Annotated in this window: 11 protein-coding genes; all 11 read right to left on the bottom strand. The window is 52.2% G+C overall.

Going from position 1 to position 12,169, the window contains the following annotated elements; genetic code table 11:
• Nucleotides 1-8: 8 nt before the first annotated feature.
• The 11 genes from GALF_RS05480 to GALF_RS05430 all read right to left on the bottom strand — a co-directional run bounded on the left by GALF_RS05480 (nucleotide 9) and on the right by GALF_RS05430 (nucleotide 12,159).
• Nucleotides 9-1,112 carry a radical SAM protein gene (locus GALF_RS05480; RefSeq protein ID WP_013293068.1) on the bottom strand — a complete coding sequence of 368 codons (1,104 nt, stop codon included), beginning with the start codon at nucleotides 1,110-1,112 and terminating at the stop codon, nucleotides 9-11.
• Nucleotides 1,113-1,181: 69 nt separating this feature from the next.
• The gene (locus GALF_RS05475; protein ID WP_013293067.1) at nucleotides 1,182-2,147 is read right to left on the bottom strand and encodes a glycosyltransferase family 9 protein; all 966 of its coding nucleotides are present in this window, start codon (nucleotides 2,145-2,147) and stop codon (nucleotides 1,182-1,184) included.
• Between the two features lie 4 nt (nucleotides 2,148-2,151).
• The gene (locus GALF_RS15675; RefSeq protein WP_013293066.1) at nucleotides 2,152-3,309 is read right to left on the bottom strand and encodes a radical SAM protein; all 1,158 of its coding nucleotides are present in this window, start codon (nucleotides 3,307-3,309) and stop codon (nucleotides 2,152-2,154) included.
• A complete protein-coding gene (locus GALF_RS05465; RefSeq protein WP_013293065.1) occupies nucleotides 3,306-5,360 on the bottom strand; it encodes a B12-binding domain-containing radical SAM protein in 2,055 nt (684 codons plus the stop codon). The genes GALF_RS15675 and GALF_RS05465 overlap by 4 nt, the downstream gene beginning before the upstream one ends.
• Before the next feature lie 50 nt (nucleotides 5,361-5,410).
• On the bottom strand, nucleotides 5,411-6,286 hold the full coding sequence (locus GALF_RS05460) for an SDR family oxidoreductase (protein ID WP_013293064.1): 876 nt from the start codon (nucleotides 6,284-6,286) through the stop codon (nucleotides 5,411-5,413).
• A 63-nt stretch (nucleotides 6,287-6,349) separates the two neighbouring features.
• Entirely contained in the window at nucleotides 6,350-7,537 is a 1,188-nt protein-coding gene (locus GALF_RS05455) for a class I SAM-dependent methyltransferase (RefSeq protein WP_083777085.1), read from the bottom strand.
• A complete protein-coding gene (locus GALF_RS05450) occupies nucleotides 7,527-8,333 on the bottom strand; it encodes an SDR family NAD(P)-dependent oxidoreductase (RefSeq protein ID WP_013293062.1) in 807 nt (268 codons plus the stop codon). Before GALF_RS05450 ends, GALF_RS05455 begins: the two co-directional genes overlap by 11 nt.
• Before the next feature lie 22 nt (nucleotides 8,334-8,355).
• Nucleotides 8,356-9,585, bottom strand: a complete 1,230-nt coding sequence (locus GALF_RS05445; protein ID WP_013293061.1) for a class I SAM-dependent methyltransferase — start codon at nucleotides 9,583-9,585, stop codon at nucleotides 8,356-8,358.
• Between the two features lie 2 nt (nucleotides 9,586-9,587).
• The gene (locus GALF_RS05440; RefSeq protein WP_013293060.1) at nucleotides 9,588-10,109 is read right to left on the bottom strand and encodes a WbuC family cupin fold metalloprotein; all 522 of its coding nucleotides are present in this window, start codon (nucleotides 10,107-10,109) and stop codon (nucleotides 9,588-9,590) included.
• Entirely contained in the window at nucleotides 10,109-11,302 is a 1,194-nt protein-coding gene (locus GALF_RS05435; RefSeq protein WP_013293059.1) for a methyltransferase domain-containing protein, read from the bottom strand. The genes GALF_RS05440 and GALF_RS05435 overlap by 1 nt, the downstream gene beginning before the upstream one ends.
• Nucleotides 11,299-12,159: an NAD-dependent epimerase/dehydratase family protein gene (locus tag GALF_RS05430; RefSeq protein WP_013293058.1), complete on the bottom strand. Its 861-nt coding sequence runs from the start codon at nucleotides 12,157-12,159 to the stop codon at nucleotides 11,299-11,301. Before GALF_RS05430 ends, GALF_RS05435 begins: the two co-directional genes overlap by 4 nt.
• Nucleotides 12,160-12,169: the final 10 nt, after the last annotated feature.

The raw sequence follows: 12,169 nt of genomic DNA, 5'->3' as shown, positions 1-12,169 counted from the left end.
GACCAGACTTAAATAAAATTTATATGACTAACAGTTTCGTTGACGACTCTGTCAAGGTAGCGATTGACTTCGTCCATACGGCAGTTAAGCCGGCATTCCTTAATATCAAGTTCATCGCGAACAAAACGGAAATTTTTGCGGCGCGCCTCGCCTTCCCAGATATCCACGAATGAGGAATCATTGATATTACCGTAGTCAAAGCGGGTATCCAGTAGATAAGCGCTACATCCGTACACGGCCCCGGTCGACATGATATAACCCCAAAACGCGGGGGTAGCGTGGCAGCGACGGTAGCGATTTTCCGCATTTTCATCGTGTTTTTTCATGGTATTTTGGCGATACACTACGCTGAATCGATCAGTGTTGAGCGCTGCCAGCTGTGCGCTCAGCCCGGCATACCCCTGATAATTGATATCTTGATAAATCTGCGTCACGCTCGACGTGTGCTGCGAATACGGCTTGACGACCAGATAATCTAAACCAATTTCATCACGGCAAAGGCGAGCGAGCGTCTCGACTTCGGCCGCATTTTCAGGCAACAGGACGATTTGCGCCCCTAATACACAGGAATACCCGTGGCGATTACGCGCCTCTACCAGTCGTTTCAGATTTGCAACCACCTGATCAAAATCGCGTTCCTTGGTGCCGTGAATGCGGGCATAGGTCGGCGCGGTACCCGCATTGAAAGAGGCTTTTATCCAGGACATCAATGGCAGGGCGTTTTCAACGAACGCATCCGACAGCACAGAGGCATTGGTCGTCATCGCGGTATCAATGCCGGCAGCGTGTGCCGCTATCACCATTTTATCGATATCCTTGTGCAGCATGGGTTCGCCCTCCCCTGCAAACATCACGCTCTTAACTCCCCGCGCCCCCATTTGCACGAGCGTGCGCTCAATCGCCGGCAGCGATAGCCGAACCGGTTTGTAGCCAATGTAATCGACGGCGCAAAACGTACAGCGGTGATTACAGGCACCGACAGGAGAAATTTCAACATAAAGCGGATAAACCGTTTTCATCTTCTCCCATTCGTCACCGGCATCGAGAAACTGCGCCACCCGCTTGGGATGATAAATGAGCTTGTGACTGTCAATAGCGTAACGATCAGACATAACATATTCCTTCAAAAGGCGGCAAAATCTTCCCGACTGGGAAAATCAGCGCGGTAATTTGGTACGAATTCAGGATTTTTCCAGCAGCCCGGCAACCGCTTTTGCGACACTGTCGACCGTGATATGTGCAATACAAGGATCTCCCCGATGACAGACTGTTTCCATACAGGGGATACAGTCCCAATCAAGCGGCGGTGCGATTTTAATCAGCGATTCGCCTGCGACCTCGGTGGCGATGGTAGGGCCAAAAAGTGCAACGACCGGTTTGCCGAGCGCAAGTGCGATATGCAACCCCAGAGAATCGTTGGTGACCAGCACGCGGCAACTCGCAATCCACTCAATATAATCATTGATGTCGTTATCACCCTGCTGCCAGCACACAGAATAACGCTGCGACAACGTCTCGTTCAGTTGTTGCCAGTGCGCCTCAGGCCAGCGTTTGAGCGGAAATTTTTTACCGATCAGGTGATTCATACCAACGTCATAGTGAATTTCAGATTTTGGCTGGTAACCCAACAGATACGGCTGGCCAGTATATTTATGCCCCAGCATCTCGTAGAGTATCTCCGACCAGGATTTTGCTTTTTTTCGTTTGGCCGTTGAATCGTTAGTAAAGCTCAACGCCTCATCGGAGTGATCATAGGCGACCGCAGCGTGAGACTGCGGATCAAGCCGAAAGCCAAACCGACGCCATGCCGGAATACGGTCAGACACCGCACAGATTCCCGGCTCCTTCTCGAAATTCACAACGATGTCGAACCACTCTGAGAGCAACAAATGCGGCGTAAAGGGATTCACCGCCAGCAGGCGGTGGATATGCGTGTTGCCTTTGAGGAGCGGAATGCCCCTTTTATCGACCAGCCAGGTCACATGATACTGATCGGACGGAAACAGATGCAGTATCACGGTGGTGCGCAGAATGTCGCCCAGACTTACGATGCCGCTCTCGTCAGGGTCCAGCGTCTCGCTATAACCCGGCTTGATGATTAGGACACGCTTACGCTTTTCGTCCGGTATATGTGGTGTAGTGTGCATGGTTTTAACCGGCAATAGGTTTGAGGAATGGCCGCGCCTGCTCCAGATTGTCGATTTTATCAAACAGACTCGCAGGCATCTGAATATTGCGAATCTTAACTGACGTGTGAGCAACGCCCTGATCATAGTAGCTCTGGAAACGGTTATTCTTGATCTTGGTATCGCAACCGATACAGCGGCCGTAATCGTGGCAAGTGCGGTAAACTTCAAGTGCTGCCATCGAAAACTCAGGATCCAGCATATGACCTATCGGCACCCGCTTTTGTCCTGCAAAAATGGCAGCGCCCAGTTCGGTGAAACGAAAATCTTGAGCCTCCAGCGCAGCAAAAGCCTTGAGCGGCCCCCCTTCAACCCAGCTCTGATACAGGTAATAGTGACATCCCCAGACAAAGCCTAACGGGTCAAGCAGCAATTCGGTCGTGTGACATTCGCAGGACAGCGTATGAGGATGAATCCCTGAGGCAATCAGATCGGTCGAAAAGGGATACAGATAATGCCCGTGCAACTTCCCTTCGTCGACACCTAAAAACTCCTTGGTCTCGAAAGGCACGCGCCCTCTATAGACCGCCTCCATTTCGGCCGTCACCCGGTTTTGCGGATGCGCTACCATGTAAATACCCACATCGCTGTCAGCCTTGTTGGGCGAAACCCTAAACCCGTGCTCACTCAACGCCGCGCAACGCTCAACCAGCTCTTCAATACCTCTGCCCTGCCAGGTGCGATTCATCTCTTCCGCATGATAGCTGATGCGAATCGATGGATAGGGCGCATCGCGCTGCAGTTTGGCCTGCTGCCCGTTCAGACTGGCGGCGAACACTTCCGGCTTCAAGGCGAAGTTGGTCAGTAAATCGTAATAATGCGGCGTCTCGGACAATACCAGCCCCAAGCCCTTACCCTTCCAGTACAACATCGGCTCTCCACCTTGCAGCGTAATGGGCAGGTCGACACGGAAAGGAATCCGGTTCAGGGCCAATACCCATTCGTCAGGCGTTAAGCTGTTGCGCAACGTTTTGGCCTGCGACTTAATTGGAAACAGGATAGTTCGCTGTCCGCTTTGCTCCGGGTCGTTAATGCAATAACTGCAGCTCAAATTACATTCAAGCGTCAGGAACACACCGACATAGTTCAACTCTTCAGGCAATTCCAGCTGCGACAACGTCACGATACGACCTCCTTTTTTTGTTCAATCGCTGCGTTATGTTCGCAGCTTTGAAATTGTCTGAACATACGGTTCATCTTATTATTCTGGATAAATCGTCCAAGCCCCGATACGGAGGTACCGTATATTCTAGAGGCTTTTTTGATCGCAACAGACTGTTTTTCGTCATGAAAAAACATCAGCGACGTGGGCGATCGCTCCAGCTGCTGCGGATCGATTCTGAAATGCGCCTGCGCAATCTGCCGAAAATCGAAATTAAACGGTTCACGCAAAGTCTGCCCGACATCAATGACATTGTCTTTCCGGCATAAAATGAATTTTTGCAGGTCCGCCAGATAAAGTGACAACGTGTCATCCTCACGCTTTACGGAAGACAGGAATATCGTCGCCATTTCAAAAATAAACTGCGTCGTTTGTCTGAAATTCAAGTAGCACAACGCCTTGTGATCGAGTATCTCGTTGTTGCCCAGCTCGCCAGTCACGTGTTTTTCCAGTACGCCTGCGCCTGCAATGTAGGCTTCGATTGCCTGCTTTTCAACGAACAGGTCTTTACAGGTATCGTGGACGAAACTGTCGAATATTTTCGCCATTCTGTCGGGAAATCCGCTACGTTTTTCTTTGATAAACAGTAAGAAATCGAACAATTCAAATCCGTAAATTTTAATCAGTTCAAACAATTCGACATACCAGTCATTATTGACGAACAGCTCAATGATAAAATCCATCACGCGGCACTCGACATAGTCCGCGAAACTCAGGGTGCTGTTAGCAACGACGATTTCCTCTATTTCAGCCACTCTCAATTCTGTACCAAAAAAACGGTAGACACCGGCACAGTTGGGCATTACCCGCCAGCGAGTCTGCATCTGGTAAATTTCACGGCTGGCCTGACTATTCATCGTCGAACCTGTCAGCAGCATCAGCTGATACATCCTGATATTGGTCATCCCAAGCGCCACGCCTTCACGCAACGACTGATAGTGTTTCGCCATTGAATCGCCCGGCAGCGCTAAGATCAACTCGGTAAAATCGACAGCTTCGCGCAAACCCACTTCTTCGGCCGCCAGAATCAATTTAGGGGTCTGGATATTTTTGCGTTTGATATTTTTCAGCACCTCGACATCCGTCGACTGCAGACTCAGACCGATATGCAAACTGCCGTCCAGAATCTTAACGGCCTCCATGATATTTTCCGGACGGCTTTTGCCAAGCGCTGTGCCGACACTCAAGGGATAACCTGTCGCAATTTTTTGCCTTGCGATGATTTCAGCGGTCTCGATATCCTCGTTGTACATTCCGAAATTCAGATCGGCCAGTATCAACGTATCGCTGTGTTGTACTTTTTGTGCAATATAAGCGATTGATTCTTCTATATTCTCGTGAGACTTCCTGAATATTTTCGATTTCTCGCTGATGCCGTCGGTGCAAAACGTACACGAAAACGGGCATCCTCGCGTTGTCTCATAGAGCGGAATCAGCGGCAATTCAAAGAATTTGTCCATCAAACCGTCTGTGTAGGGACAGGGGAACTGATCCAGCTCAACCGTCCGGGTCCACTCACCCGAGATAACGCCCTCGGCACTGAGGTATGAACAATTGATCAGCGGCAAACGCGCGGCCTTAATCGCTGCGACTTCAAAGTTGTGTCCGATAATCTCACGGAACAAATTGGCCAGCGCGGTCTCACCCTCGCCGAAAACATAAAAATCGATGCAGTCATTTTCGGTCAGAAACGCCTGCCTCTCGTCTTCCTTTAAAGGGAAATTCGGACCGCCGAAAATGACGATCAGCTGCGGATTGATCTTTTTTACCAGACGCGCAAATGCGACGGTCAACCTCAAATTCCAGGCGTAATTAGACAAACACAGGATGTCCGGACACTGTTTTATAACGGCGGCTTCCAGATCTTCTGGCAACTTGTACAAGCTGACATCAATACTGTCGGGAAACTCCCTTTTGATATAAGAAGCGACCAGCGCAGCCCCCAGCGGCATACACTTTGCATGGATGCCTTGCGCAGTATGAGTCAAATCAGCAAAGTAAGTGGTCTTCATATCGGGTAACACATAGAAAATTGTAAATCACAGATGCCTTATCGGCACGATTAGAGTGAACCTTGAGCGGTCAGGTCGGCAATGCAGTCACCCAGTGCCTGCGGTGAAATTTGTGCCATCGCCTCGGTATGACTCATGCCAAGCGATGGGTATCTCGGCGCATACGGCAGGTGCGCCGATAAGTCCCGTGATGTGGATGGACAAACCAGGCACGACGAAAGCCCCCATTTTGACGCCAGCAGTGCGGCGAAATTTGAATAACTCACATCCGAGGCACCGGAAAGATGAAATAGGCCGCATTGCTCCAGCAAAGCAATTTTGATCAGACCGGCGATCACATAACGAAGCGATACCGGACTTAGCCGCAAATCAGACAACGGCGTTATGATTTCCCCGCGTAACAGAGCGTGCCGCCACCCCTCGATCAGCGGCATTGCAGACGACATGACTTTGGACAAACGGATGATCTTGACGCGTCCTCCCTGCCGCATGCTTTCAGTTAAAGCACGTTCGACCCGATACTTTTGCATTCCGTAGCGTGTACCCGGGACTGCAGCAGCATCCTCGGCAGAATAAGGCCGCTCTCCGTCAAAAACGGCGGCGGTGGAAATAAACACCACTGTACAGCTCGCAGCCAGCAGGCGCTCACATAAGCACATCGTGTTGGTCACGTTAACCTGCTCGCTGAGCTCACAATTCAACTCGATTTCCGCATACCGAGACCATCCGGCGCAGATATACGCAACGTCATATCCCGAGACATCAAGCGATGAAATCGTATCCCTATTCTGTAAATCCAGAAAGACATCCGCACCTAGTCGTCGTGACGTACAGGTCACAACTCCTCCCTGCAGCCGGATAGCCTCGTTCAGCGCGACACCAATCAGCCCGTCGCCGCCAACAATCAAAAAACGACGTCCGCTCATATTCGTTCCCGACCACGGGATGCACTATACGTGCCGCACATGCTCATCCGACAAGGTGGCACATTATCCCCGTGCATCAAAACGAGCCGGCGTCACATCGGCGATCAAAGAGAGATAGACGGTTTCACGACCGAAGAGCCGGCTAAAGGGACTGTCGGCAGCCACTTTTTGCAAGTCACGCTCCTCATCTGACAACAGTTTTAGACCGGCCTCAAGCCCTGCTTTGACCTGCTCCGGAAAATCCTTGAGCTGCCCGATAATATTCGTCAAGCAGGCTATCACCTCGGAAAAGCTGTCTGTTAGATCCATGCCCGCCAGCGCCGCTGATTCATAGTCACGTACCGTATCGAGAAACACCAGACAGGATGTTTCAATAGCACAATTTAACTCGACATCGGGCTGAGAAAATTCCAGCTGATAATCAAAAAAATTGTGCAGTTCGGCCTGATAAGCGCCTGTCATATGCCGGTTGAATTCCCGCCCCTCACCACACAGCGCCTTGAACCAGCGCCAGTCGGTGGAAAACGACGGGTTAGTGCCCAGCGCATTGAGTCCATTTCCCACTTCCTGCAACACATCCGGTATCGTCAGACAGATATCGAAATACGCCGGGTTCATCATGTTGTCCTGCACCCAGTCGGTCGCCGAACGTGTCATCGCGCTCATGGTAGCCAGATGCGGCGCAAACATCGTCACCAGCTGTTCAGTACGGTCCGCAAATGGCAGGCGCGGATCGCAATACCTGACTGACAGTGCGCGCCGGATCAGATTCGGCAAAAAACCGGTTGGCGTGAGCGTCGTCACCACCATCACGCCTTGAGGCGCAAGAAAACCAGCCAGTTTTCGCAACAAAGCACGCTCATGCGGTACCCGCCCCAGCCAGTTTTCACACAGCACGATATCGAACGTGTGTTCGGGCATGTAATCCTGCAGCGTCATTTCAACCAGCGAAGGTTTGGTGTGTGCCACCTTTGTGTTTGCATACAGCTCGCGAATCTCGCGTATCGCGGTGGGATTAGGTTCAACCAGCGTCAGTGATGCCGGCATCAGCGAGGCGACATACAGACTGTTCTGTCCCGAGCCGACAGCGACCTCCAGCACGCGCGCACCGCGACAAGCCAGTGAAATTAAACCTAAGCTGCGATACAACGATGCACGTCGCTCGAAGTGCTGCTGCGTATCGCCGACAACATAGTGCACCGGCGAAATGCCGTGTGCATCATAAAATTCCAGATGGGTCTTAGGCATCATTATTCCTGTTCTGCTTTAACGCGGGAGGGTTCCATCTATGATCTTCCAGATCCGGATTAAAAATACTGGCAGCAAGGCGCGCCAGCGATGCCGACTCATGCAAGGATAAACCGCCATCCACGCCTAAAATTTGCCCGGTGACAAAGGACGCCTGATCGCTGCTCAAGAACAGCGCTGCATTCGCAATATCGACCGGCCGCCCCATTCTGCCTAACGGCGTGACACGATTAAACAGCGTCACCAGCTCCGGATTTTGATCATAAAATGCTTGCGCGCGCGGTTTGATCACAATGGCAGGTTTAATGCCATTTACCCGGATGCCATTGCTGCCTAAAGCGACAGCGTAGTAACGCACCATTTGCGACAAGCCCGCCTTAACGGCATGGTAGGCGGCGGATTGCTCCAGCACGACGGCGCTGTCGGCAGGGGAGCTGACAATCACAACCGAACGATCCTGATCTGTTACCGGTTGGAGCTTGAACTGCTCGATGATCTGACTGGTCGCGCGCAGGCTGACGGCATATTCACCATCCCAGGGATGCTCAGCACCGTCACGGTAACGCTGAAAGAAACAAATTCTTGTTACAGGACCTGCGTCATCAACGATACGTTGAAACAGGGCCGGGATGGCCGCCAGATCATTCAGATCAAATGAAAACACCGAGGCGTATTCGCCCAGTGCCAGAAGTTCCTGATTGTCCGCACCATTCCGGCTGATCAGACTAACCCGCTCCCCACGGGCAATAAACGCACGGGCAGCCTCGGTTGCCAAAGGGGAGGTACTACCCACGATCATTACATGCTCGTTTGCCATAGGACTAGACGATCTGAAGCTCAGGCAGCGGAATGATCCACTGCGTGCCGTTCATCAATGGATGTTTTGCCATGATGCTGTGCCGGTGTTGCCAGCCTAGCATAATCACGTAATCCGGCTGATCCGCTATGAGCTTATCGGCTGAAAAAACCGGCAGGTGAAAACCGGGAGAATATCGCCCCTGCTTGACCGGGTTATCGTCGACCAGATAATCGATGAACGGCGCAAGGCCAAAATGGCAGATCAGTGTCGTGGTACTGTGGGAGGCGCCAAATCCTGCAATTTTTTTGCCGGCGGCTTTAAATCCCATAAGCAGGCTCAGCAACTGATGTTTCGCATCCGCAATCTCGCGTGCGAATTTCCGGTAGGTTTCCGCATCCCGCATCCCGCTGGCATGCTCTTCCCCGATCAGTTCCCCGACACTCGGATCGACGGATCTGCGCGCCGACTTGAGCTGCGCGACCAGCCGGACCGATCCGCCCTTAGGCGCTGTCTTCTCAGCATGAATCAATTCAAGCCCCGAGGCGGCAAAAAGATGCTGCAGCACCTCGACCGTAAAATAAGAAAAATGCTCGTGATAGATGTAATCGAACATCCTGATTTTCATCTGTTCCGGGTGGTAGCCCGTTTCGACGACAAAAATGCCATCAGGCCCCAAAAGCCGGGCAACCGAACGGGTGAATTCGGTCACATCGTCGATATTGGCATACATGTAGTTTGCCGTGACGATGCTGGCCTTACCATACTTTCCGGTAATGTTCGCCGCAACCTCCGCGGTGAAAAAATCGTTGACCGTTTCAAGTCCGGCCTGATTGGCCCGCGCGGCAATACTAGCGGCAGGCTCCACGCCTACCACCTGCATGCCCTGCCGCTTAAAAGACGCCAGCATAGAGCCATCGTTGCTGCCCAGATCGACAACCAGCGCAGAGGCCGGCACAGCCCAATCGTTAATTATTTTCTGCGCATACTGATCGTAATGGTGCGTGAGTCCGACCGTGAGGCTGCTGACGTAAACGTAATCGGTATAACTCGCCTCAGGACTGACGATATGGGGCAGATGCAGATAACCGCAATCCTCGCATAACGCCAGTTCAAGCGGGAAAAAGGGCTGTTCGAGCGGGCCGATGACAAACTGATCTTCCATCGGCGTGTCGGCAAGCTTAAAAACCGTTGCAATCCGATTGCCGCCACATAAACGGCAGTGTGTATCGTGCCGGATCAACTGATCGCTCATAGTTATTGTTCCTTGCTTTGAATTAACGCATCAATCCGTGCTCTGAATTCTGCAGGTGCATCCTCCACCGGCGCCCACGCGGGGAACACGGTGTTATCACGGATAAACGGACCTTCGATCACTTCGTTGAACACCAGAAATTCCGTGCGAATCAACAGACAGTGATAAACCGAACTGGACAGACGCTGATAAAAAATCTTGCCCGTACCGGGCGCGCCCATCTGTATGATCTGGCGCAATGAGCCGTCTTCATGAAACAGCACCACATCCACTTCGCCTTCGAGTATCAACATCGATTCAGCTTTGTCCAGATGCTTATGCGGCCGGACATAACATTCCCGCATATGTACGATCACCATTTCATGCAAGCGATCATCAGGCGAACGATGCGCGCAAAGCCTGATCCGCCGGCGCGGATTCAACGAAGCCCGCCGCTTGAGCTCATCCAGATCCTGTGCGCTGACAAGAACCAGATCGTCTTCCGGATACAGCACTTCATCGTTCTCTTTGCGGACTTTTATCATCACCTTAACTCCAAATCCAACGCACTACCGGGAAAAATCGACGCGAATATCCCGCCCTGATCGACAAACTGCGCCTGCTTAACAATCACACGATCCTGATTGAGCGGATTCAATCCCAGTAGACAGACGCCCATCCTGCCCGAATTCAACACCTCGGAACCTGCAATGTGCAATCCGCCGACAGGCATCTGCAAGCCCTTCTTATTGGGATTGTCATCGATCACACAATAAATAAGCGGCGACACCTCCATCAGCGACAAAAAAGCACAGGACAAGTGCCCTGCACCAAACAGGGCGATCTCTCCTCGCGTACGTCGCCAATATTCGAGTTTATTGTGTACCGCGATAGAACGTGCGTGTACTTTTTGCACAAAATATTGGGCACGCTCGATTTCTGCTGCAACGGCCACCGAATCGTCTGAACGGGCGGGTTCTCGCCCCTCCTGAACAATCGCCACCAGCGAATTTTCCAGCACATAAGGCACCGAGGCATAGTCCACAACCTTGAATCCGGCATCAAGCAGCACACGTTTGAAGGTATAACTTGTAAAGTAGTACTGATGTTCCTCCCAGACGGTCGTGCAGTCGCCCATCATCAGTACCCGCTCGCAATCGGGCACTTCCCAGACGATATAACCACGAGGCTTCACCATCACTCTGATGGCATCGATAAAGGCGGGCAAATCATGCGCATGCTCCGCGACATGCCGCACAATCATCACGTCACACCGCCCGCGCCGCGCCACGATGTCGAGGGCACGCGCGGTGGTTAACTCACGCTGATAGGTCTCAACGTTTGCACAGGGGTCACTGAGCGCCAGATCCTGTGCCGGGTCGATCCGCCAGGTATTTGCATATCCTAGCCGCTCCAGGCGACGCAGCATGGAATCATCCTTAAAACTGTAAGCGCCAAAGACCGAATCCCGTGTAATCCCCGGCAACGCAACCAGCTGACATGCCAGATCATCCAGATGATCCTCGGGCTCAAAACAGGTCAGCCAGTCGTAGCGCGGCTTCAGCGCCTCAACGGGAAACGGCGTACCCAGATGGATCAGGCCGGTATCGGCGTCAATACGCAATTGCAGCGAAAAATGCGGCACAACATCAACGCTTTCCGGATGCAAAAAACGGTTGGAAACAGGCTGAAGACCGAAATCGATCAGCAATTCGCCGGATAACGGTTCAGTCCTCATGCACGCATCTCCAGCATGGCGAGCACGCCTGTTTCCAGCGAAGTAAACCTGAAATCAGCAGGCAGCAACGCGCGTATCTTTTGATGATCGAATGCATTATCGGCCTTTTGCTTGCTGCGCGGACGTGAGGCCACCGCAAGCGTCGGCAGGCTTTTTTTCAGGATGGCGATCACATCGGCAAAGCAATACGGCATCCCGCTGACGACATTGAGTTCGCCCATAAAGGGGTGATCCACCAGATGCTCGATCAGACGGCAGATGTCATCGATGTAGATAAATTCTCGTAACTCTGTGCCATCGCCCCACAAGGTCACAGGCTGTGACTCAATCGCAGCAGCGACAAACCCAGCAGGGCCGTAAGTTTTTCCGGAATCCCCCGGCCCGTAAATCAGCGGCGGTCGCAGACAAACCAGCGACATTTTGTCTGCACAGACTTTTTTTAACAGGCATTCGGCGGTGTATTTGTTGATGCCGTAATACGAGGTCGGATTCACCCGCGTCTGCTCACTGATGCACCTGTTTTCGGTCTCCTCGCCATAAACGGCGGCAGAACTCATGAAAATCACCCGTCCAACGGGGTTCAAGGCCAACAGACGGCAGACATTTTCGACGATAGCCATGTTCTGCCGAAAAACCTCCAGCGTATCGCCGAACTGCCGCTTGACGGCCGCGGCCAGCACCAGCGTCGCATCGGGCGTCATATAGGGCACCAGCTGCAATACCTGCACCGGATCCGTCAGATCAATTTCGGGCAGCGAGCGTCCGATCACCTCCCAGCGACCCGATACGGACAACATCTGCTCAAGACGCGAGCCGATAAACCCTGAATGCCCCAGTATGATTATTTTTTTTGGCATCGAAGAACCG

The sequence above is a fragment of the Gallionella capsiferriformans ES-2 genome (assembly GCF_000145255.1).
Classification (GTDB): Bacteria; Pseudomonadota; Gammaproteobacteria; order Burkholderiales; family Gallionellaceae; genus Gallionella; species Gallionella capsiferriformans.
This window is presented reverse-complemented; position numbering and strand designations above follow the sequence as displayed.